The organism is Flavihumibacter fluminis, assembly GCF_021491375.1.
GTDB lineage: Bacteria > Bacteroidota > Bacteroidia > Chitinophagales > Chitinophagaceae > Flavihumibacter > Flavihumibacter fluminis.
Genome location: NZ_JAKEVY010000002.1, coordinates 1,003,579 through 1,027,858, shown reverse-complemented (window position 1 = coordinate 1,027,858; position 24,280 = coordinate 1,003,579). Strand labels below are relative to the sequence as shown.

Sequence of the window (24,280 nt, the reverse complement as noted above, 5' to 3'; positions counted from 1 at the left end):
GTTGCCATGTCTACTGAACTATTACAGGAAAAAACCATGCGCCTGCCAAATGGTACAGGTTGGCCATACCTTGAAGAAGACCTGGGCAGAATCAGTATTTATCCAAGTCTGATAGGCAGCAACAACGCTTTTACTTTTTTCCAGGATCAATACCTGCCCAATAAAGATCCAACTACTTACAGGAAACTTGAACGGGCAACACTGCAAATCCGGCTGTCCCTGCAACTACCGGAAACTACTGAACAGGAAAGGTTCATCCGAACCAATACAGTAATAAAATTATTGTTGAATGAAGGTGCAACCAATCGGCTGCTGCTGGAAAAAACATTTTCCGGAACAGCAACCAGTTTGCAAGGTGTGTTGGATGCCAAAGCTGCCGATGCGTTGTTATTGGCCATACAACAAAAAAAATCCGGTCTAATCCTGCACCTGGTATCGGATGTAGTTGCTCCAGACAGCCAGCATCAGTACAGGATAAACAGCAAGCTACTGCTGGAAGAGTTGATCCGGGCATTTGATCAATACCAGGTACAGTTCAAATATTTTGATCCGCCTTACAACAATTACCGGCTGATCCCTGAACAAATAAAAACAAGTGATAAAACAAGAGCTATTCAAACCACGGCATCAGGAAAGATGGAAAAAGGAAAAATCCTGAATGCATCCTTTGCACAGGTAGCTACTGTAGCACTACCAATATCAGCCATTCAAAAACAGGATCAATTAAAGTATGATAACAGGATCAAACTGCATTTGCTGAACAACTGGAGCATTGCTATTTCCGGAGCTGAAACAATTAAAGATTATCCTATCGTAACGGATGAGTCATCCCAGTACTGGTTGAACCGGAGAAATCAACAGGAAGTACTGGTACTGACAGAACCCCAATTGGTGATACCCAACTTGCAAACACCACCAGAACAGGCTGCCTTTCGGTTTATATTCCGGAATACGGGACTGACAGAAAGCAATGGGAAACCGGTATTGGAAGGATCGCTCCAGGTGACATTGAACCATGGCATTTCTGAATCGCTGAAAGCAAAAGCAGAAGCAGCATTTCCAGGAAAAAGCATTGCTGCCATTCAGTTTGATCAAATCAGCTACCTGTTGACGATTCCATATGTAAATGACGCACAGGAAACCGTAAACCTGCAACTATCTCCAGGCGAAATAACATTGCTTGAAAATGGGCAAACACAACTGGTATTTCGTTTACTCAACAATGCGATCCGAATGTGTTATGCAGCGATTTCCGGCAACCAACCAAAGTTGAAGTTGCAGGTGGCAATGGCATTTTCAGGATACTCAAAACTGGAACCGCAATTATTGCAATTAAACTCAATAGTTGGAACAAAATTATCCTTGACGAAATTGAATCGTGGAGTGAAACCGGCCTGGAATAGCAGAATCGAAACCCTTCTTCAACCTGTAGTGTTGGCACAACTGATCGAACCTGCAGTACAGTATAAAATCCAGAGTTATGTACGATCCTCTGGAGTTGACCTGCATTTCCCCTGCACTGATTTTGGAACCTATTACCAGGAGGAATCAGGAGCTGGTTTTACAGCTATCGGATGTAAGGAAGCCTATAAACTGGGAGAAGTATCCCCAGTGCTCTATACCCCGATTGCTTCCCTTGAATCTGATCAGTATAAGGTTTACCGGTCGACCAATGTACCCAATGATTTTCTTGTTGTTCCCACCCAATACGTAATCGGAAGGCAGGCGGTGGAAGAAAACGGCAGGCAGTTGCTTAAACCAATGATCCTGCTCTATTCAACACTGGATGCCGTTTCCGGAACCAGTAAATGGGTGCTGGATGCTACCTTAATTCCGGATATCAGCCTGGTTCAACGGCATCTTTTAAAAAAGGCCTGTGCGAAACTGACGCCCTATCTGCCTCAGCTCCATTACCTGACGGAAATCCCGATGGGTACAAGTGAAACAGTATTATCGATGGATCAAATGACGGGCACAACAACCAATATTTATCCATATGGTGAATACCTGCGAATGACCATTGAAACCGATATCAGTTCTATTTTGATACTACTGGAAATGCTTAAGCGGGATGCCATCAACGGCCTGCTAACCATTAACCTGCCGGAACAGGAAAAATACAGTAGCCGAATAATGCCAAGTCTGCAGCATATCGGAGGAGAATGGAACAAAGGGCATTGTGTGTTTTCGTATGATGGTAAGGGTAAGTTGAAGCTAACCAATTTAACAGAATCCAGGTTACAGCTTTCAGGAATTACCGGGCTGCTCGACTCAGAAAAAGAGGAAGAACTGGAACTGATAGCAGAACTGGATGCCTTCGAAGAGTTTGAGCAAACGGTACCTGAACTGGATTACCAGGGATTCATTGCGGATTACGTGCTGGTAGATCCTGTACCTGTAGAATTGGAACAGATTAATCAATACATAGAAGACGTGCAATGCCAGGTGATTTTTATTTGCACAGCGGATTTTAAAGAATCGGGCCTCGCAAGAATTGAAATAAGCTTTAAACTAAAAGGACAAACGGAGGCGCAAAAATTAGAATTATCAGCAGAAGAACGCAGCCAGGAAGTATATATTCAAATGCCGGTAACCCATTTCCTGATGGAGCGAATCATTGAATATAAAATCAGCAAACTTGTCAAAACCGACAGTACAGAAACGCTACCAACAACCAACTATTCAGAACAGGACCTGAGCGAAAAAGGAAACTTCATATCAATCAACCTTTAAAAAATCAAATTATGTCAAGAGGAATTTCCCTCCACATCGGACTCAACCGGGTGGACAACAGCCAGTATCCCGGATACACCATTCCGGACTTAGCGGGGTGCATCAATGATGCCAACTCCATGAAGAGTATTGCGCAACAAGCCGGGTTCAGTACAACGGATCAATTGCTTGACGGCCAGGCAACTGCCATGAATGTATTGCAAAAAATAAACGAAGCATCTTCGCAACTCTGCAGTGGAGATATTTTCCTGTTGACCTATTCTGGTCATGGTAGTCAGGTGCCGGATGAAACCGGCGAAGAAGAAGATGGGATGAATGAAACATGGGTTTTGTACGACCGGCAATTAATTGACAATGAGTTATTCAGCTGCTGGAAAAAATTTGCGGCAGGTGTCCGGATTTTTGTGACGTCCGACAGTTGTCATAGTGGCTCCATGGTACGTATGTTATTATTGAATTTCATGCATGATAAAAATCCGGGTAAACGATCCTTGCGAAAAACCTTCACCGAATCGGACATAGAAATTTTCAATCGCCAACTCGAAAAACATCCTTCCCGGTCTGTGCTGGTTGGACCAACCAGGAAAAGCATACCGATTGCTGCGAGTCTGCAGAACTATGTGAAGAATAAAACCCTCTACCAGAACATACAGTTTTTGACCCGTAATGCAAAAGCAGCCAATGAATTTCCAGCTTCTCTAATTTATATTTCCGGGTGCCAGGACAACCAGTTAAGCGGTGATGGCGCTACCAATGGCGTATTCACAGGAAGGCTGCTGGAAGTTTGGAACAATGGTGCCTTTACAGGCCATTACAAAACATTTTATGATACCATTATTGCAGATATGCCAGCAGATCAAACTCCCAACTACATGACACTTGGCAGTAATATTGCTCCTTTTGAAGCACAGCGTCCCTTCTGTATTGTAGGTACAGGCAGTGGCACTTCAACAAACGCAACCCCATCCGCCTTACCCTCCATGCAGGCGCCGGCCAGTTGGAATGCTGCCAGTATGCCACCAAGTTTCCAGGTGGATAAGGCTGGGAATCCTCAATACTATGTTGAATTTGCGACCGACAATCAATTGTTTGATGCAGCCAATCACGAAAGCAGGAGGAACAGCAGTAATTTCTATGCCAGTTATTCAGACGAACAAAATGGCTATGCATTGGAATCGGGCAATACCTATACCATGAAATCCTATGCCTGGGATGCGTTAAAAAATGCACCGGTAATCTATTTCAGAATCGGATCAACGGTTGACTACAGCTGGAATGGATGGAAAGTTTCTTTCCCCGACGACCAGTATGCAAGTGCCCCCTCCTTCCAGGTAATTAGTGAAGTAGTGGAAGAGACACCCAAACCGGATACGGATGCCGGGAATGAACCGGTTTCCGGCGGAGATGAAACCACCAATAAGAGGATCCAGCAATCGGTTGGGTCCGGTGGCAGTAATCAAGCTGCTGATGTCAGACTGATTCAACAGTTGTTAAGTCAGATTTCAGCAGCAGAGGGAGGTACACCCGGAATTCTGGTTGATGGAATATGTGGTTCAGGAACTATCGCAGCCATCAAAAAATTTCAGACAGCTAATGAATGTTCGCCCTCGGGGATATTCCGGCCGGATAAGGGATCTGTGATTTTACTCTACATCAAAGCAGGTGTGGCAACTTATTCAATGCGGATGATGGAAGAAATGGAGTATTGACCACTGTTTGACTATAATGCACTGCCAGTCCGGTTCTATATGATACTGGCAGTGCATACTTATTTAACGTATTGTATCCAACTTAAACAACTTGTCCAATTGTCTGCGATTGACAAAATCTGGCGTGAGGTATTTCAGCACAAAATTTCGCAAACCCATTCCAACAGGATTCGTCAGATGAGATATTTTTCCCAGCTGCCAGGATGTATTCACTACATAATGAGCTTTCTCCATGCGAACAGCCGGATAGCACTCAATTGCCTGATCCAGCGTTCCTTTTTTTAGTAATTCACCCAGCACAAATGCATCTTCAATGGCCTGACAGGCTCCTTGTCCCAGGTTGGGAGTGGTGGCATGTGCAGCATCACCCAGCAAGCAGACCCTGCTTTGATTCCAGGTAGTGAAAGGCTGAATATCATACAGCGGCCCCCTGATCAGTTTGTCAGGTGAAGTTTGTTCAAGCAAATCCTTTACAATGGGATGAAATTCCCTGAACAAAGCAGGTAAATCCACCGTTTGATCCGTGGCTATCATATCCTCATTGATAACCGCATACCAATAAACTTCCTGCTCATTGATTTGAACAAATCCCATCCTTTTACCTTTTCCCCAGGCTTCAACTGCACCATGCTCATAACTTACCGGTAGTTGAAAATTTAAAACTCCCCTCCAGCAAACCTGGTTAGCAGAACGGTATTGAACAGCCGGGAACAAGAGCTCTCTCACTTTTGACTTGATACCATCCGCCCCAATAATATGCGTAACGAGGGAAGTACTGCCATCCTCAAAACTTAGTACAAAATTGTTCCCGTCCCGGATAACCGAGTGGAGTCTTTTATTCAGTTTGATATGCTGACCTCCCACTTCTTTCCAAAGTATTTCATGCAAGTGCGCCCGATGAATGGCCAAATTTTGTAATCCATATTGCTGCTCGAATCCTTTTAGCGAAAATTGGGAAAGAGTTCCAAGGCCAGCATCTGTTATTAGCATAGTATCTATTCGATGGCCTTTCGAATACAGTAGTTGATCAAGCCCATACTTTGCTAACACCTGCATCGCGTTACTGGCCAGAATAATACCTGCGCCTACCTGCCTGATTTCGGAGGCAGCTTCATACAACGTAAATGGGATATTTGCGTTCTTAAGTACCAGCGCAGTGGTTAGTCCGCCTATTCCTCCTCCAACAATTGCAACCTGCATATTTTCTTTTTTTTACAAAGCTACCGGCAGGCAACCGATACCGCGTTAACCATTGTTAATTAGTCAGCACCCAGCAGCCAGTCGTTTTCGTATCCTGCTTAAGGATTGAGGTGTAATTCCAAGATAACTCGACAAATATTTTTGTGGAATTTTCTGAACGATCTCCGGATTCTTTGTAAGCAGATTAAGGTATCTTTTTTCAGGATTATAGAACAACAGCTCATTAATTCTTTCTTTTGCGTCCAGAAAGGCCAGGTCTGCGATTCTTGATTTAAACTCCAGCCAGAATGCTTCCCGATTAACAAGTGTAAGTAAACTTGATTTGGTAAAATAAAAGAATTCGGAATCAACCATTACCTGAATGGTAAACCTTGATTTCTGTCCGGTAATAAAACTTTCATAATCACCAAAAAAATCTCCATTTACCTGTAAAAGATAACTTATTTCCTCATCCATATCCGTATGATAGAAGGTTCGAACCGCACCGTCCACGATAAAATAAAGCCGATCAAAACACCTGTTTCCAGGATATACCAATTGATTCTTACCCAGTTTTTCAAACACACATATACCAAGAAATTCCTCCAACCGATCCATAGGAAGTCCAAGTTGAAAAGCAAGTGATTTTTTTAGTATCGGAGATAAACAACTGCTCATGTATTACTGCTGAATGCAAAATGAAATTAATGCAGATCGAAAAATAAAATTGAAAATAATTTGCGCAACCATATAATTGCATATATTTATGCAACCATTTGGTAGCATGTAAAACTATGAATAGCAGAAGAGATGTTTTTCAGGCGATAGCCGACCCCACCCGCAGAGCTATTATTTTGTTACTGGCAGCTGGATCTATGACACCCAATGCCCTTGCGGAGCATTTTAATTCCAGCAGGCAGGCTGTATCGAAGCATTTGCAGATTCTGTCGGAATGTGAAATCGTTACCCAGGAACAACAGGGCAGAGAAATTCACTATCACCTGAATACAGTAAAAATGAAAGAGATCGAAAAATGGCTGGAGCAATTCAAAAAACTATTAGCCAAACGATTCGATCAATTGGATGATGTACTTAGAAACCTAAAAAATACCAAACGATGAACAAAACCATCCTATTTGAATTTAGAACAGATAAAGAAAACAAACGGATCCATGTGGAACGCTCCTTTGATGCAGCGGTAGACTTGGTTTGGGCTGCCTGGACGGAAGCCGAAATTCTTGATCAGTGGTGGGCCCCCAAACCCTGGCAGGCGGTCACCCAATCAATGAACTTTAGGGAAGGAGGACGCTGGTTTTATTATATGCAGGGACCCGATGGCGAAAAACACTGGAGCCTCTTTGATTTTGAAAAAATCATACCATTAAAACATTTTTCAGGAATGGATGCATTCTGCAATGAACAGGGCATCATCAACGAAACTCAACCCCGGGTACAATGGAGCAATGATTTTGAACCTGCCGAAGAGCAAACCCTGGTGCGCATACAACTACAGTTTGAAAAACTGGAAGACCTGGAAACTATTATTCAGATGGGCTTCAAGGAAGGATTTACAGCCGGACTGGAAAACCTGGATCAATATATTGCAGCACAATTTTACCTGCGAAAGAAAAACCGAACAGATTCCAGGGCCAGGGTTTCGACCTATCTCAATTTTGCAGGAAACACAGACCAAGCCTTCTATTTTTATCGGGATGTGTTTCAATCTGAGTTTATAAATGGGATCCAACGCTTTGGAGATCTCCCAGCTGATTCCTCGCACCCACCAGTAGCCGAAAACATAAAAAACATGGTCTTACATGTAGAGTTACCTATACTTGGTGGACATATCCTGATGGGTACAGACGCGCCCAAAGAAATGGGATTCACTTTATCAGAGGGTAACAATATGCACATCCAGCTGGAACCCGAATCAAGAACAGAAGCAGATCGGATATTCAAAGCGCTTTCGGAAGGCGGTGTCATTGAAATGCCCATGCAGGATATGTTCTTTGGTGCGTATTTCGGAAGTTTCACAGACAAGTTTGGTATCAACTGGATGATTCATGTTAATAATCAAAAACAACCTACCCATGAAAAATAAAATTTTCAATATTGTTTCTGTTTTATTCGGATTGCTCCTGATCAATGGAGGCCTCAACAAATTTTTCAATTACATGCCGGTACCTGAAAACCTGCCGGAACCATTAATGAAAGATAGCATGGCACTTATGGAGATATCCTGGCTAATGCCACTGATTGCCAGCGCTGAACTAACGGGCGGACTGCTAATCCTTTTTCCACGGACCCGCGCGCTAGGATTGTTAATCGTTTTCCCGGTTATGACAGGAGTACTATTGACACACCTGACGGTTGCCCCGGACGGACTTATTATGGCATTGATAATATGGGCAGTAATAGGCTGGATTATGTGGGAAAATCGAAGCAAGTTTCTTCAACTTATTCGCTGATTTTCTTTCATTATGCGGTGAAAAAAACAAGCAAACAGTAAAGTCAGGTTATCCCTGGGACAAGCCTGACTTTTCTGATTCTTTGGCATACACTTCAACCCTAATAAAAAGGGTTCAGAGGACTATTCGGAAGAATGACTACCAAACATCCAACCTACGGAAAATCCTACAGCATCCAGTGAGCGTAGTTTTTGTCCATCGACATTTGACAAATTAGTTGTTCCAAAGTTGAAAAAAGTACTAAGTGCAATACCATTTGCAAACTGGTAACCTCCTTTAATCTGCACACCAATATCCATTCGTTTCATCTCACCCTCACCTTTTCCAAATTGAATATCTTCAGTAATTCCATCATAGGAATATTTCCCGGACAGTGTATACATAAAATTCGGACCCAGTCCAGCAAAGATTGTACTGTTGTTGTTGAAAATATGAGAATACATGATGGGAACAGGTACTGAGATGCGATTCAGCTTAAATTCATCCCATCCTTCATACGACAATTTGCCCGCACGGAACAAAACCGAGGGACGAACAGCCAGGAAATGATTCAATTGAAAATGTGCAGTTGCCCCAAGCTGATAATTTACACCTGCGTAAGTATTTGCATCCTGATCATACAAGCCAGAAGCAGTAAACCCGGCTTCAGGACCTACACTAACCTGAGCAAAAGAAGCAGTTGAAATTAGAAAAAAGGAGGAACAGGCCAATACCAGTGGCTTAAGGAAATTGTTTTTCATAGAAAAAGTTAGTTTTTAATGGGCTCAAAAATAATAGAAGAATAATAGAATCCAAATTTTCCACCAAAAATCATGACAGCCATTGCTTTTGCCTAAAACCGATACCATCCAGACACTTCATATTGTATGGTATAATAAAAATTCATTTAGCACAAAATAACAGACATTACTTCCTTATATGACGGAAATCATATCCTATAGAAATATTCTACCGTACCATTGCCCCCACTTATGCAACAGAGTAATTTGCACCGGTTTCATATTCCGGTAATGGGATTGGCATTTACTATCGACAGTCCGCTGAAAGTAGCCCGATTTGGTATTTCTTCCGTTGTCTCGATTGTTGAAGACAAACTGGTTGAAATGATGCGGAAGCATTATTATACACTCCATAATCTAAATTATACGCCCATCACCGCACAGGAACCGGATGCACGTAGCAGACGTATTACAGATTACCTGAATCTGCTGAACGAGCTGGTGAAAAAACAGATGGATCAACTCAAACAGTCTGCATTTGAAACGGGTTCAGAAATCGTTAAGTATTTTGAAATGCTGCCGGATTCCAATCCCTTAAAACAAGCCTATCAAAATTTTCAAAAAGCATCCAGTCCGGCTGAAAAAACAGCACTTGAAAAACACCTTAGATCAAGCATTATTGCAGGATCCATTGATGTCAATATTATGACCAAAGTGGACCGGGATTCAGATGCTGTCACAGCATTGAAAGGGTATGCAGAGAGTGATCTCAGGAATTCATCTATTGTATTTTCAGCGGGATTAAACCCCCGTTTATTCAATTTTATCGGTACCAGTAAAGCTTTCGATCTAAATGAACAGGGTAGCTTTGACAAGAAAATTGTTATCAAGGTAAGTGATTACAGATCTGCCCTGATCCAGGGTAAATACCTGGCCAAAAAAGGGCGCTGGGTTAGTGAGTTCAGGATTGAATCCGGCCTGAATTGTGGAGGCCATGCATTTGCTACGGATGGAATCTTACTTGGTCCCATTCTGGATGAATTCAAAGCAAAACGAAAGGAATTAACAGATACTCTTTTTGAAATGTTTAATCAGAGTCTGGTCCTTCAAAAAAAGCAGCCATTATCAGTTCCTCCACCGATTCAATTTTCTGTTCAGGGCGGTATTGGAACTGCTGCTGAAGATGAATTGCTTCACAGCTATTATGAAATGGACAGCACTGGCTGGGGTACTCCCTTTTTGCTGGTTCCTGAAGCCACCACAGTTGACAAAGAAACCCTGGAACTTTTATGCAAAGCCAGAGAAAGTGATCTGAGTTTAAGCAATAGTTCTCCGCTTGGCGTACGTTTTCACTATCTTAGAGGAACCAGTGCAGAAAAAGAAAGGAAAAGCAGAATCGAGAGAAATAATCCTGGCAGTCCCTGCACCGAAAAACACCTTGCATTCAATACTGAATTCACAGAAGAGCCCATTTGTACAGCTTCGAAAAAATACCAGCGCCTGAAACTGGAGCAGTTAAAAACATTGGGTTTACCGGAAGCTGAATATAAGCGCCAAACTACAGAAGTTTTAGACAAGGAATGTTTATGTGTTGGCTTGAGTAATTCAGCGGCCATAAATTATGAGCAAACCTTTGTAAAAAAACTGGATGCAGTAACCATTTGTCCCGGCCCAAACATTGTAAATTTTTCAAAGCTGGTTTCTCTGCAAACCATGACTGACCATATTTATGGCCGCACAGATATTGTTACCAATCCAGTGCGCCCTCATATGTTTATTGCGGAACTGCATCTCTATATTGATTTTTTAAAAGAAAAAATCGGGGAAGATAAAACCTCCGGATTATTTGAAAGGAATCAATCCTACTACCGTACCTTCCTAAAAAACCTGTATCTCGGAATCCGATACTATCTGAACCTGCCTCCAGGAAGTATTCAGTACCCGGAACAATTTCAAAAGGACCTTCAACTGGCAGAACTGGAACTTGATTGCATCAATTTCCAGCTTTGATGATCGGCAGCCGGATTACAGATGGATATTTTGCAGAATGGTGAATGGTATTCTCCACTACTCTACCCTCTGATTCATCATAATTGTTACCACCTGTATTCAGGTTACGCTCAAATCTGGGGAAATTACTGCTGGAAATTTCAATACGAATCCGGTGACCGGGCGCAAAATAATTACTGGTGACCATCGGCGTTAGATCCACCTTATACACTTTATCATTTTCCATCATTACTTCCTTATCGTATCCTTCCCGGTAGCGAAGGCGCTGAATCGTTTCATCCAGGTTGTAGGCCTTGCCATCCGGATACACATCAATCAGTTTAATGGTGATATCTGTATCCGGTCCGGTTGATGAAACATATAAAGAGGTTTCAATAAATCCCGTTACCTCCACCCCTTCTTTTAATTCCTCCGAAGTGTATACCAGGATATCATTTCTCAATTCCATGGCAGACTGATCAAAGGAACCTCCCTGGATGGCATTTCCTGTACAACAAACATTTCCGCCATATGAGGGAACAGGATTCATCGGATCATAGGTGAACCTGTCAGGTTTACTCTTTGCACCGGGCTTTTTGATGCTCAGGATACCATCTCCAAGCCGACTGTTAGCGCTGCCACCACTATTTAAATAAAAGCTGCGCATTTCGGTATTAGGCAAAGGAAAACTTTCCGCCTGCTGCCATTTATTGCTACCCATGGTATAGTACCGAACTCGCGGATTGCTGGTCTTAAAATTATTTTGCTCGCCTTTCAGGAGCATATCGAACCAGCCCCAGGTAAGTTCATCATAATTCAGTCGCGCATCTCCCACACTCCTTTCTCCAACAACGGTATTTTCAGTAGCACGTTTATAAGAACAATGCAAAACAGGTGCTATAATCAGGTATTGGTTATCTGCCACTCCAGGCTTCTTCGCTGTATTGCGCACATGATTAAAGAGTGCAATATTGGGAGCCGAGGATACATCGTACCAGGAAACAAACCAGAAAGCAGGTACTTCCATCGGCATATTATCATGGTACAATCCTCCCTGGAACCAGGCCGGATCATTGGGTTTTCGAACGATCATCTTATCATAAATGCCGGTTGATCCCTGTGCATTTTTTATGATATCTTTTACTGGCAGGTGCTTCAGTTTATCTGCCCAATCAACTCTTGGCATTTCCGGCCCCATATCATAAAAACGCTGAATGCGCTGCAGGTCTTGCTGACTGATATCTTTGGGAAGCCTGGGGCGATACAGATCGTGTTGTGTTCCATACAACCAGGCAGTAAATAACATTTGCTGGGCTCCGCCTCTGTACCAGTTTCCCTGCTCAAAAAATTTTCCTACCCTGCCTACTCCGGCGCCAAATCCCTGTGCTACCATTGCTGCCAATGCCGGATGATTCAGCGAGGCAGCAGCCATCTGCCATTCAGCTGTAGAGGAACAACCGATCAGTCCGATCTTTCCATTACTCCAGGACTGTTTCGACATCCATTCGAATGCATCGTAACCATCGGTAAGCGGCGTACCCAGGATATCCCATTCACCTTCTGAAAAAAAGCGTCCGCGCTCATTCTGTACTACATATGCATATCCCCGGCTCACGGCAGCATAGGCTTCTTCCAGGGTACGCGTGGTCATCTTACCATCTACCCAGGTATTGAAGTTATAGGGTGTGCGGCTGAATACAATCGGCACTTGCTGATTGCCTTTGGGGCGATAGATATCCGTAGCAAGTCGGATGCCATCACGCATGGGCATCATAACCTTCTGGTCAATGATGGCGATGGAATCGAGTTTCCGGTAAATAGCAGCTGTATCCTGAGCCGACAGCTGGAATGCCAGCAGAAAGCCAATAAAGAGCAGGGATATCTTTTTCATAATCCGAATGTAAGAATTTGAAAGCAGCTTTCCATTAAAGTACCTTAGTAGAAAAGCAGCCGAATGAATACATATTCTTTTTTACTTGTCTTCCTTTTGGCAACCAGCCTCTGCTCATTAGCTCAATCTTCACATCAAATGGTGCGATTGGCGAAAATTGAAGTGGATCCCACTCAAGTTGAAGTTTATAACAAAGCGTTGAGAGAACAAATGCAAGTAGCTATAATAAAGGAACCAGGAGTGCTAACCTATTATGCGGTAGCCGAAAAAACAGCTCCGCACCGGATCACCATTCTTGAAATTTATGCTGATAGCAGTGCCTATTTGTCGCACATCAAAACAGCTCATTTCCTGAAATACAAGGAAACCGTTAAGGACATGGTGAAATCTCTTGAGCTGATTGATGTATCAATAATAGGAGTTGCGAGAAAACCGGAAGATAAATAATTGAAAAATCATGAGATTTACAAACCATGATCAGTCAACGACAGATTTTACAAATCAATGGCCAGGTTGTTTTCGAAAAACTAACCATTGAACCTCCTTTTAAGCACAAAGCTATTTTCCCAAATGAAGCCTGCCTGCTTTATTTGAACAAAGGCAGTCTTGAACTTGAATCCATAAATGGAACTCAAAGCATGCAATCAGGGGAGAACCTGTTGCTTAAATGTGGAATTTATTTTGCAGAACTCCTTCAACAGGCAGATCAAACCCATGCAACCGTTGTAGCCATTCATCTACCAAAAGATCTTCTCAAAAAACTGATTCAGCAGGATGATCAATTAACGATAAAAACTGTCTCAGCCACATCGATTATTTCTCCAGCAACCAGTTCCCGGGTGTTGGCGGCATTTATACAATCTCTTATTATCTACTTTGAATCACCTGAATTAACCAACGATGCGATATTAACCGGCAAAATTCGTGAACTGGTTTTACTGCTAGTACAAACAAACTATGCCAAATCCATTAATGATTTGATTGATCAACTCTTTTCCCCTCAACTTGCCTCGTTCAGGGAAATCATTGAGTCACATATTTTTTCAAGTGCAAGCATCAATGACCTCGCCCGTTTAACCGGCATGAGCCTTTCCAGCTTTAAACGACATTTCGAAAAAATTTACCAGGATAGTCCGGCACAATACATTCAATCACGAAAAATCCAGGAAGCCTGCAACTTACTGTTACGCTCCTCCCTTAGCGTTCGTGAAATAGCATACCGTACCGGATTTCAGGACCCTTCACATTTCACTAAAGTTTTTCGGAAATGGGCAGGCCATTCACCAATGGAATTCAGAAACAATCGCCCGGATCCTGAACCAAACAGACCAGCTTTTGAGCAAAACTGACCATTCTTTCCGATTGGCCATCAGTAGTTTTACTTTATGAAACAGATCCATTTTCTTGCTGCCTTCTTAGGTGGTTCAATTTTTGTTTTTGGTATCCTCAAATTTATAGATCCCTTTCGTTCCTGGTACCAGACCCAGATTAGTTCAAGCGGACTTGGAACTGCCGCTTACTGGCTGGGCATTATTGGTGAAATAGGAGTAGGTGCTATGTTGTTACTGACGGTGATCAATCGTAAAAAGTTCAGCAGCGAAAAAATCAGATTTATGGGAGTTACTTCAGCTTCACTGCTTGTATTGATGATGGCAACCGGCATGTATGTACACCTGCATCCGGCAGTTCCCGCAGCAGTCTTGCCGTTGAAAATCAAACCACCTTATATCCCCGCATTTTTTCTTCTGGCTGCCTTGATTCATATACGTTTACTGATGAGGCAAATCAAGTAATTTACAGCGATGGCCACCTGCTATACCTGTCATGCACTGTTAAATCGAAAAAATCAGTCCTGGGAACATATTATTCCCAGCGCACTGGGTGGCTCTACCAAAAGCCGGCGGATTCTCTGCAAAGCCTGCAATGAAAAAGCGGGAAGTACAATTGACCAGGCTCTTGTAGCATACTGCCGGAATCAATTGGATAAATTTGGTATACAACCAGACAGAATCAATTCCAGCCAGGATTGGAAGCCTCAGTCATTTACATCAGAAATGGTGATGTTGGCTGTGCATAAAATTCTTGCCAACTTCTACTTCTGGAAATGGAAACCTGCTAGCAGAATCCTACACTATGATTCCATACAAAAGTATTTCCGGGTAGTACCCCGCTTTTATCCTGAATTGCCAATACACCTGATTTACCTGGAAGCCCGCGAGCATACTGGTTGGATGACTGGTTATATCGAACTATTTGGAGAGATTGGCTTTATAGTCAAGTTTGAAACAGCGTTTGCAGGAAAAAATACGGCAGCTCTTTTCCTCCAGGAGCCTGTTCACAAAAAGGAATACGTAACCACTGCGGAGGATCGGACTCAACTCATTGAATTTGTAAGAAAGCAACTTCAAGCCAATGAATCGGACTTTCGCTGAACCATGTCTTTCATAACTTTTTCCATTATGCGAATTTTTCCGGCCCTCGGTAACATTGCCAAAGAATAATATAACAGTTTACTTAACCAACCTGGCTTCAATGTGCTTTTTTTTCCAAGATTGCTCAGACAGTCCCGGGCCACATCTGCCGGTTGTAAAGCCTGCTTCATTTTCATTTTCGCTCTACCGGCAAATCCTGTATGAACAGGTCCGGGTGCAGCAACCAATATATCAATTCCTTCCTTTTTAAGTTCTCTTGACAACCCCTCTCCCAACGTTTGTACATATGCTTTGGTTGCGGCATAATGTGCAGCATATGGAACGCCCTGAAAGCCCACGATAGAGCTTATTAAAATAATTCCACTTCTCTTTCTGCTTTTGAATCGCTGGATAAAATTATGTACCTGTGTCAGTACTGCCTGCACATTAACCTGCAGCATATCAATCTCTTCATCCAGCTTGCTGCCAGCAAACAAACCAGAGGTAGCATATCCCGCTGATGCCACTAATAGACCAATTGGTAAATTGGCAGTGCTTTCCAGCAGCCTCTCATTGTCCTTTTCTTTAGAAAGATCACCTGAAATCACAAGAACCTCCGTTCCTCCGTACCGAATTTCATTGGCCATTAATTCCAGGGCAGTTGTATTACGACCATGAATTACCAGATTAAATCCAATCTCACTTAATTGCAATGCAATCTGGTATCCAATTCCTGAAGAGGCTCCGGTCACCAGGGCCCAGGGACCGTAATCACGAAGCAATCGATTCTGTGTTGAATTTGCCATCATCCTTTTGTTTCAACAAGATTAGACAAGTTTTCACCCAGTAAAAATGATAAATATCAATATATGAGTTGCTGTTGCTTTTATTCCATCGGCAGCATTTCCTCTTCAATTTCATCTGCATTCAAGGCAGCCGCAAATACTTTAAACCCATTAATCTTGCCATTGAAATAACGTTGATCAGGAAACTCTTCATTACCTCCCATTACCCACCGCAGCCGACTCGACAAATTCACTGCCCTGTCTACTTCAAAAGAACCTGCTTTCACACCATCAATGTAAAGGGTAAAGATTCTTCCTTTACACACACCGGCAATATGATGCCATTTGTTTTCCCAATCCTTTGGCAAGGGCATATCACAGGAACCCTGCCCCCAGCCACCCGCAAAAAAACTTAAGGATTGCCCTGTCTGCTGCAGTACAATAAAATCTCCCTTTGCAAGTATATCCGCCATACCTTTTTGTTTTCCTGGTAATACCCAGGCCATTACAGTAATTTCATCCTGCAGTTCATCCAGGCTTGGAGAATTCTCAAACTGTACATATTGAATGGTTTGGGTAGTATTATCTCCCATGAGCCGGGTTTCCTGTTTGAATAAGCCATGATTTCCAAGCCCCGATCCGTCCTTTATTTGCTCTCCCGGCTTCGCTTTACCCATCGAGATATCCAATATCATTTTCTCCCGAGCTTGCTCAAAAACTTTAACTGAGGCAGCCTTATCTCCAATCTGAACCTGCATAATTCCAGGAAGATCAGCCGGCACTTGAACAGATTGCCTTTTTTCTTCACCAGCCTCCAGTGTAATACTTTCATCCTTTACCTTTCGGCCATTTACCAATACCGGCAGCAACACTGTTTCTGTTTTACCTGTTATATTTTGAACGATATAATCTAGCCGATGCGCGGTTCCGTATTGAGCCAGTGGTACAGTCCTCAATTCCTTTACCAAAAATTTTTGATCTGGTGCCTCCGCAGGAAGTTTCACCGAGAAGGGAATAAGGTGTCCCTCATTCAATTGAATCGTATGCTCACCTGGCTGGTACGCCTGAAGCAGCACTGAATCTGTAACGGTGGCTCCTTCCGGTAACCAGCTCATTTTTATATTTTTCGGTTGCCCGTCTACCAGAAGCTGAACAGAAGCATTTCCATCAGCACCAGTATTTCGCAATGTATAAATTACCCAAACTGAATCGTTGGGCATTACCTCCTGCTTCCTGATATAGTAGCCAAGTAGCTCCGGTTGTACAGGATGAATCGTTGCCGATCTGCCATAAAACCGCGTGGATTGGAATTTTTCATCCGCAGGCTTTGATCCAAGCTCAAATACCAATTTCCCTCCCGTAACAAGCTCCTCATGGTGCAGAAATAACTGATTCAATGGTTTGTCACGGAGACTTAGTCCTTGTACATAGATATTTTCTACAGAATTCGAAGCTGCTTTTATTTCAACTGTTTTGCCTCCTGGCAGTTGCAGTTTTACCTGTTTAAACAGAGGAGATCCGATTTCATACACAGGAGCCCCTACTGCTACCGGATAAAAACCCATGGCGCTAAAAACAAACCAGCTCGACATGGAACCAAGGTCGTCGTTGCCGGGAATACCACCCGGACCAGCAGAAAATTTTTCCTGCATAATTTCGCGTACCCATGCCTGTGAAAGGGAAGGCTGATTTGTAAAATTGAATAAATAAGGTACATGAAATGCCGGTTCATTATCAAATAGCAAAAGTCCGGTTGTGAGCGCGGAATCAAGTTTGGCAATAAAAGCGGAATCCCCTCCCATCAGGTTTACAAGTCCCCGTGCATCATGAGGTATCACATAACTATAGATCCACTTATCCCCTTCTTTATACCCGTTACTCTCTGGTTCAACTATGAATTCCTCCTGTTTTTTGGGCAGGATAAATCCACTGGGTGAATGAAACAGGTTACGGTAGCTGTATGCAAGCGGACTAAAAAAACTGATGCTGGCTGAATCATTTGCTTCTTTTGCCATTTCCGACATTACCCAGTCATTATAGGAAAATTCTACCGTCTTCGTAACTGATTCAGAGAAATTTGCTGACACATATCCTTTTTGCCGGTATTCTGCGAAATCAGGTTCCTGCATAGTGGAATCCAGGGAAGCCAGCATAGCTTTCCAGGCAAGTTGTAAATCAAATCCACGAATTCCCTTGCGCCAGCTATCCAGTATAACCGGAAGCGAGTGGTAACCGGTCATCGGACCCTTAGGCAATTTACCTGTTTGTTCAAAATGGTCCAGCATGGAACGAATCATATCTTCCTGTACAGATGGAACCAGCAGTGCCAGTAAGGGATGTAAACTTCGGTAGGTATCCCAGGGAGAGAATTTACTGAACTGATTAGTACCTTTCGTGGAGAAAATCTTACCACCCGCTCCTCTATAACGGTCATCAACATCCGAAATAATCCAGGGCACCAAGAAAGAATGATAAAGCGCCGTATAAAACTTTGTTTTATTTACTTCAGAAGGATCCTCCACCTGGATGAGGTTGAGCAGGTTTGTCCATTGCTGCTGGTTCCCAGTCCGGAAAGCGTCAAAATCCCAATCCGGACATTCACGCTGCATATTTCGCATACTCCCGGCTTCATCAACTGAGGATACTGATAATTTCATCAACACCGAGTTATCAGCGGAGCGGGGTGAAAAAGTCAGGATCACACCATCTTCAACAGGTTCCAAGCCCATCATATCAGTTGGAAATGCAAGCAGCAGGTTCTGGCGTTCACTATAGAGGAGGCGCTTGGATCTTGGTATGAGTTTACCCATATCGCCCAAAAAGATCCGTGGTAATACACCATTGGGAAAACGAAAACGGAAAAGCCCGGTACGAACGGATGTAGTCATTTCTGCAGTACCCTGGTCATCAGTGAACTGAACCTGGTAATACCCCGGTTGAGCATTTTCCTCCCTATGACGAAAAGGCCGGCCGGCACTGGGTTTCTTTCGAAACCTGGAATCCGCAAGTGGCAGCACTTTCATATTTCCTGCAGAACCGTTCGGGTAACCGCTGCTATGATTGGTACAACTGAAAAAATAGATGATGGAGTCGCGGTAATCATATCCCTTCAGTCCACCGGTTTTTGTTTCCGGACTTAATTGCACTCTTCCCCAGGGCGCTACAGCACCGGGATAGGTTCCCCCTTCTGCTCCCCATTTGGTAGGCTGTTCGGCATTGGTAGTGCCAATAAAGGGATTAACGAAGTTCAGTACAGTTGTTGCCTGGGTTGTTTGGACCGCTTGCGCAGCAGCATAAAAAGGAACAAATACGCACCCCGCTATTGCAGTTGCTACTAAAGAAAAAAGAGCCTGTTTCATACGGCCCTGAAAATAAGAAATCTGCTGCACCCGAAAAAGGATCTGCGCCTCCCCCTGCCCTCAATTTGCGCAAAAGCCTCAATTACCCAGCAGGCAATTGAGGCTTTTCGTTCCAGGTCTCACTTCTCACTTCTCACTTCTAACTTCTAACTTCTAACTTCTTTAGTATCCCTGATTCTGTACCAGGTTCGGATTCACCCGAATATCATTAAAAGGAATGGGAAATGCCCAGGAACGCGAGTTGGCTCCAACAGTACAATTGTTGGAAGAAGACCCACCTGCAGTACCACATTCAGTTCTATTGATGATGCGCGTAGTACGCTTGATATCAAACCAGCGATGTCCTTCACCCAGCAATTCCACTCTGCGCAACAACAGGATCGCATCCAGAAGTGCTGCACCCGTTTCATTGCCTTCATCCACACCGCGTGCAGTACGCAACGCATTCAGATCTTCCAGAGCAGTTGGATTTCCAAGACGCTGTTTTGCTTCTGCCCGAATCAGCATCATCTCCCCTGCACGGAATACTTTAAAACTGTTTACGCCCGGGTATTTATCAACGATGGTTCGTTGAAAACCACCAATACCGGTTTGATCAAAGAGAATGACTCCTGGTTCGTCGTAAGCACCACCCATATCTTTAATAATATTACTGATCGGAGTTGCTACCCGGTAATTGGGATTGCCTCCGGAGATACCACCACCAGGTGTAAGCGAATTGTCAGAGGGAATCGACCAATACACTTCACTCGAAGGAGCAGCTTCTGTATCGGTTGAAAACGCTGCTACATAACCATCGGCATCTGTGAGTCCACGAGCATCCAATGCCGCAGTTGCTTCATCAATTGCTGCCTGCCAGTTTCCAGCATATAAATTGATTCGGGCCCGCATAGCATGAACTACTGTTTCATCAATGTAATAGCGGGCAGTATTTCCGGAAGGATTACCTCCCTGCTCAAAAGCAGTCAAGGCATTGTCGAGATCTTCAAAGATCCGGTCATAGACTTCTTTTACCGTATTTCGTGCCGGCAAAATAGTAAGCGGATTTAAAGGATCAAAACTGGTAACATAAGGAATTGCCAGCTCGGTAGAATTCCGATCGTATTGGGGAGCAAAATAACGCAACAAGTCAAAATGAGCATGTGCACGAATTGCCAGTGCCTGCCCCCGAACCGTTTTTGCTTCCGCCTCTGTATCTCCGGTCTCATATACAGGCAATGCCTGCAACACATTGTTCACACGGGAAATGATTTCATATCCTTGCCGGAACGCACCCTGTACCGCACCATTATCTGCATTGTAGGCCAGCTCAGATAAAATACGCCAGTTACCAAGACTTTCCAATGCCTCAATCATATCATCACCCATCATATCGGGTAATGCACTCCAGGCACTTGAAAATCCACTTGCTGCAGGATTATTGTAATACCTTACACTTTTAAATCCTTCATAACTTCCCTGAAGAGCAGATTGAACATCTTCAAAGGTTTTCAATTCGGTCAGTTCTGTCTGCGGTTCGGTTTCCAGCTGTTTGTTACAGGCACTCAGTACCAGCAGGCCTCCAGCTAAAATGGTTGTATATAAAAAACTACGTTTCATGTGTTCTGTTTTTGAGAATTAAAGGGTAAGGTTAACGCCTACGGTTACACGCTTTAAAGAAGGATACTGTGCTCCACTTACCGAGGCATTGGAGTTCGGATCTGCATCATTCACACTGGATACTTCCGGATCCCAGCCCTGGAACTTGAATTTGGTATACAGATTCTGACCCTGTACAAAAATTCGGAAGCCCTGGATCTTAAGGCGACTTACCACTTCTGCGGGTAAGGTATAGGCCAGTTGTACATTCCTCAACCGGAAGAAATCTCCTTTCTCCAGGAAGCGGGTAGTATTGGACTCTGTTGTTTCACTGATCCGGGGGAAATTGGTGATTTGTCCGGGTGTTGTCCAGGCCGTCAATCCACTTCTTGCAAAACCGGAAGTGGTATAACCATTGTATTCCACATTCAGGCGTGCATTGTTATAGATGTAGTTTCCGGCAGATAAAACACCGAAGGCAGAAAACTCGATCCCTTTATAACTTACCGTTGTAGTTAAACCAGCATTGTGCGGAGCATCACTTGTTCCCAACACCACCAGGTCATTTGCATCATACTGCTCTGTAATTGTTTTTCCATCGGCTTTATAGTACTGTGAATTTCCATTCGCCGGATTCACACCTGCATACCGTACCAGGTAAAAACTGTTGAAAGGTTTACCTACCTGGAGTGCCTGGAAGCTCTTGTACAATTGGAAATCCTGGCCATCCGGGAGCGACTTAATCGTATTTTTATTATACGCATAGTTCGCATCAATTGACCATTTGAAATTCCGCTTATTGATAATCTTCACACCAATGGAAGCTTCAATACCACGGTTCTGCATGCTACCATTGTTGCTCAGTAAGGTTCCATTTCCTCCACTGGTACTTGGAACAAAGGGAGAGAAATACAATCCCTTGGTTAAGCTGTTATACCATTCAACAGATGCCCGCACCCGCGATTGAAAGAATTCCATATCAGCACCTATGTTAAGTGTGCTTCTGATCTCCCAGGTCAGCAGGTTATTTCCCAAACGATTTACACTCAGGGAACCGCGACCACCATAACTACCTCTTCCATATTGTTGCAGATAAGGGAAATCGCCAATACCATTCTGGTTACCCACAGATCCGTAACTCGCTTTGAGTTTGAGGAAATTCATTGCATTGAACTTGAAAAAATCTTCATCGCTCACAATCCAGCTCGCACCTACTGATCCGTATTGTGTCCAGCGGTTCTCCGGGCTCAATTTGGATGAACCATCGGTTCTTCCTGTCAAGGTCAGAAAATAACGACCCTTATACGCATAATCCACTGATCCGAAATAAGACATCAGGGCATTGTTCTCCGGAAATCCACCACCTACAACCGGAATGAATCCATTGTCAACAGTTCCAGGTACCAACCCTGCTTCATTCTCAAACGGCAGCAGTAAGCCATAAGCTGTATAATTGAATGAACGGGATGTGTTTTTTACAAACTCCGTAAACAGCGATACTGACAAATTATGATCACCATCCTGATCCAGATCGGTTTTATAATTCAAACTGTTGGTTATAGTATACCGGAAACGTCTGTCCAGGCTTCTGGCGATTTCACCATTCCGGCGGAAATCCTGACCAAATGCTTCATTCTGACGAGCCGACTGCGTACCATTTTTGATGATACTAAATCCTTCCAATTGAGAATAATCGCCACCAGCATTGATACGATAGGTCAGGTTCTTCACCCAGGGTAATTTGTATTCCAGGTAAATATTTCCTGAACCTTTTAACTGCCAGCTGCGATTAGGGTTTTCAATCAGGTCTTCAGCCGGATTAATCCAGAAAGGGAACTGAACGGACTCTCCATAAGAACCATCCGCATTGTAGGGACGCTCATAAGGCAAGGCCCAGATTACAGTATTCAGCGGAGAACCAATACTCTGATCTCCTTCAAAAGTACCTGTATAACTTGACCAGCCGCCGGCCATATTGGCACCAATTTTCAGGTTATTATCAGTATGTGCGATGTTGATCCGGCCATTGTATTTTTTGATTCCGGTTCCAATCGTGATTCCTTCTTCATCGTAATAACCTAGTGAAGTATAAAATGTGGTTTTATCGGAACCACCTGAAGCAGAAATCTGGTGTGATTGCATACCCGCATTGCGGAAAACATGATCGTTCCAATTGGTATTGACCTTACTAAGCTCTTCCACATCTGCAGCCGACCAGCCCCAGGGGTTACCGGCAATATTCATTTCGAAATCCAGTTTTTCCTGGGTATTCATTAGTTTTAACTGATTCTCTGGAAGTCTTGCCGTACCGATCTGGCCATCATAGCTAAGACGCATACGTCCCGCTCTTCCCTTTTTGGTTGTAATCACAATTACCCCATTAGCACCACGTGATCCATAAATAGCAGTAGAAGCTGCATCTTTCAAAATGGTTACAGACTCAAAATCATTTTGGTTCATGGTGCTGAAATCACCCGCACGAATTTCAACTCCGTCCAGAATATACAAAGGCGCATTGGATCCATTGATGGATCCTTTACCACGGATGATTACATCCGCATTTCTACCCGGTTGCCCGGATCCTGTTTTTACGTTGATACCAGGTGCCTGTCCCTGTAACATCTGATCAAAAGAAGCATTCGGCTGTGTCCGGATATCATCAATTGACACTACAGATACAGAACCTGTATTGGCGCGACGTGTACGGGTTGCATATCCTGTTACCACCACTTCATTTAAGGAACGGCTGGCCTGTTTCATATTAACCAGCAGTTCATTTCCGGTGATTGCTACTTCTATTTCATCGTATCCAACATAGGTAAATACCAATGCACGTGCATTGTCTGGAGCAGAAACCGAGAATCCTCCCTGCTCATTGGTTGTGCCCAGAATGGCCCCATTTTTTACCCGAATGGAAGCTCCTACAACTGGACTTCCATCCTTTTCATCCACCACTTTACCCGTAACAGCTTTTTGTGCAGCTGCGGTTGTACTCAACGAAATCAAAACCGTTAAGTACAAGATAAATTTCCTCATAATGCTGTTTTTTCGTTAAATGTTTACTCTTCTTTTCGTGAAGGCAGAGACAATCAAAATTACCATTGCGTTGCAGGAACACTTTTAACATGTGTTGAGTGGTTATTTTTCAGGATGTATCACGTAAACTAGATGATTAAACATTCATGGAAGAAGTTTAACTTTATAAGGCATTCCATTCACTCACCATTAAAACAAATTCTATGTCAGTTGTAAAAGTGTTGGAATTGATGGCCAACTCCACAAAAAGTTGGGAAGATGCCGCCCAGCAGGCTGTTACCGAAGCTTCCAAAAGCCTGCATAATATCCGTTCCGTTTATATCCAGGACATGAGTGCCACAGTTGAAAATGGTAAGATAACCGCGTATCGTGTGACGGTTAAGTTGAGCTTTGAAATAGAGAAGTGAGACGTGAGACGTGAGA

Annotated in this window: 19 protein-coding genes; 11 read left to right on the top strand and 8 right to left on the bottom strand. The window is 43.4% G+C overall.

Annotated elements, in window-relative coordinates:
* The first annotated feature begins 6 nt into the window (after window positions 1-6).
* Complete coding sequence (locus L0U88_RS10710; protein WP_234866046.1) at window positions 7-2,733, top strand: hypothetical protein; 2,727 nt, start codon at window positions 7-9, stop codon at window positions 2,731-2,733.
* Between the two features lie 11 nt (window positions 2,734-2,744).
* A complete protein-coding gene (locus L0U88_RS10705) occupies window positions 2,745-4,442 on the top strand; it encodes a caspase family protein (protein ID WP_234866045.1) in 1,698 nt (565 codons plus the stop codon).
* Window positions 4,443-4,505: 63 nt separating this feature from the next.
* Here the strand turns inward: L0U88_RS10705 and L0U88_RS10700 are convergent, their stop codons facing one another.
* Both L0U88_RS10700 and L0U88_RS10695 read right to left on the bottom strand, forming a co-directional pair.
* The gene (locus L0U88_RS10700) at window positions 4,506-5,642 is read right to left on the bottom strand and encodes an FAD-dependent monooxygenase (RefSeq protein ID WP_234866044.1); all 1,137 of its coding nucleotides are present in this window, start codon (window positions 5,640-5,642) and stop codon (window positions 4,506-4,508) included.
* Window positions 5,643-5,705: 63 nt separating this feature from the next.
* The gene (locus L0U88_RS10695; RefSeq protein WP_234866043.1) at window positions 5,706-6,299 is read right to left on the bottom strand and encodes a Crp/Fnr family transcriptional regulator; all 594 of its coding nucleotides are present in this window, start codon (window positions 6,297-6,299) and stop codon (window positions 5,706-5,708) included.
* A gap of 116 nt (window positions 6,300-6,415) precedes the next feature.
* Between L0U88_RS10695 and L0U88_RS10690 the strand changes: the two genes are divergently transcribed.
* Genes L0U88_RS10690 through L0U88_RS10680 form a run of 3 tightly spaced genes read left to right on the top strand, consistent with a single transcriptional unit; the run spans window position 6,416 to window position 8,089 of the window.
* Window positions 6,416-6,742 carry an ArsR/SmtB family transcription factor gene (locus L0U88_RS10690; protein WP_234866042.1) on the top strand — a complete coding sequence of 109 codons (327 nt, stop codon included), beginning with the start codon at window positions 6,416-6,418 and terminating at the stop codon, window positions 6,740-6,742.
* Window positions 6,739-7,722: an SRPBCC domain-containing protein gene (locus tag L0U88_RS10685; RefSeq protein WP_234866041.1), complete on the top strand. Its 984-nt coding sequence runs from the start codon at window positions 6,739-6,741 to the stop codon at window positions 7,720-7,722. Before L0U88_RS10690 ends, L0U88_RS10685 begins: the two co-directional genes overlap by 4 nt.
* Window positions 7,712-8,089, top strand: a complete 378-nt coding sequence (locus L0U88_RS10680) for a DoxX family membrane protein (protein ID WP_234866040.1) — start codon at window positions 7,712-7,714, stop codon at window positions 8,087-8,089. The genes L0U88_RS10685 and L0U88_RS10680 overlap by 11 nt, the downstream gene beginning before the upstream one ends.
* Window positions 8,090-8,211: 122 nt before the next feature.
* Here the strand turns inward: L0U88_RS10680 and L0U88_RS10675 are convergent, their stop codons facing one another.
* Complete coding sequence (locus tag L0U88_RS10675) at window positions 8,212-8,829, bottom strand: porin family protein (RefSeq protein WP_234866039.1); 618 nt, start codon at window positions 8,827-8,829, stop codon at window positions 8,212-8,214.
* Between the two features lie 231 nt (window positions 8,830-9,060).
* Here L0U88_RS10675 and L0U88_RS10670 point away from each other — a divergent pair, with 231 nt between their 5' ends.
* Window positions 9,061-10,818, top strand: a complete 1,758-nt coding sequence (locus L0U88_RS10670; protein ID WP_234866038.1) for a hypothetical protein — start codon at window positions 9,061-9,063, stop codon at window positions 10,816-10,818.
* Here L0U88_RS10670 and L0U88_RS10665 read toward each other — a convergent pair.
* Window positions 10,802-12,688, bottom strand: coding sequence for a CocE/NonD family hydrolase (locus L0U88_RS10665; protein WP_234866037.1), 1,887 nt, complete (start codon window positions 12,686-12,688; stop codon window positions 10,802-10,804). The two genes, L0U88_RS10670 and L0U88_RS10665, sit on opposite strands and share 17 nt — an antisense overlap.
* A 138-nt stretch (window positions 12,689-12,826) precedes the next feature.
* Here L0U88_RS10665 and L0U88_RS10660 point away from each other — a divergent pair, with 138 nt between their 5' ends.
* Genes L0U88_RS10660 through L0U88_RS10645 form a run of 4 tightly spaced genes read left to right on the top strand, consistent with a single transcriptional unit; the run spans window position 12,827 to window position 15,120 of the window.
* Window positions 12,827-13,135: a putative quinol monooxygenase gene (locus L0U88_RS10660; RefSeq protein ID WP_234866036.1), complete on the top strand. Its 309-nt coding sequence runs from the start codon at window positions 12,827-12,829 to the stop codon at window positions 13,133-13,135.
* A 26-nt stretch (window positions 13,136-13,161) separates the two neighbouring features.
* Complete coding sequence (locus tag L0U88_RS10655) at window positions 13,162-14,037, top strand: AraC family transcriptional regulator (RefSeq protein WP_234866035.1); 876 nt, start codon at window positions 13,162-13,164, stop codon at window positions 14,035-14,037.
* A gap of 36 nt (window positions 14,038-14,073) precedes the next feature.
* A complete protein-coding gene (locus L0U88_RS10650; protein ID WP_234866034.1) occupies window positions 14,074-14,481 on the top strand; it encodes a hypothetical protein in 408 nt (135 codons plus the stop codon).
* 9 nt (window positions 14,482-14,490) lie between these two features.
* Window positions 14,491-15,120 (top strand): HNH endonuclease, encoded by a 630-nt coding sequence (locus L0U88_RS10645; RefSeq protein ID WP_234866033.1) that lies wholly within the window; start codon window positions 14,491-14,493, stop codon window positions 15,118-15,120.
* Here the strand turns inward: L0U88_RS10645 and L0U88_RS10640 are convergent.
* The 4 genes from L0U88_RS10640 to L0U88_RS10625 form a co-directional block, all read right to left on the bottom strand.
* Entirely contained in the window at window positions 15,093-15,905 is an 813-nt protein-coding gene (locus L0U88_RS10640) for an SDR family NAD(P)-dependent oxidoreductase (protein ID WP_234866032.1), read from the bottom strand. The two genes, L0U88_RS10645 and L0U88_RS10640, sit on opposite strands and share 28 nt — an antisense overlap.
* Before the next feature lie 80 nt (window positions 15,906-15,985).
* Window positions 15,986-19,243 (bottom strand): GH92 family glycosyl hydrolase, encoded by a 3,258-nt coding sequence (locus tag L0U88_RS10635; protein ID WP_234866031.1) that lies wholly within the window; start codon window positions 19,241-19,243, stop codon window positions 15,986-15,988.
* A gap of 162 nt (window positions 19,244-19,405) precedes the next feature.
* Complete coding sequence (locus L0U88_RS10630) at window positions 19,406-20,842, bottom strand: RagB/SusD family nutrient uptake outer membrane protein (protein ID WP_234866030.1); 1,437 nt, start codon at window positions 20,840-20,842, stop codon at window positions 19,406-19,408.
* 18 nt (window positions 20,843-20,860) lie between these two features.
* On the bottom strand, window positions 20,861-23,857 hold the full coding sequence (locus tag L0U88_RS10625) for a SusC/RagA family TonB-linked outer membrane protein (RefSeq protein ID WP_234866029.1): 2,997 nt from the start codon (window positions 23,855-23,857) through the stop codon (window positions 20,861-20,863).
* Between the two features lie 203 nt (window positions 23,858-24,060).
* Between L0U88_RS10625 and L0U88_RS10620 the strand changes: the two genes are divergently transcribed.
* Window positions 24,061-24,264, top strand: a complete 204-nt coding sequence (locus tag L0U88_RS10620) for a dodecin family protein (protein WP_234866028.1) — start codon at window positions 24,061-24,063, stop codon at window positions 24,262-24,264.
* Window positions 24,265-24,280 lie beyond the last annotated feature (16 nt).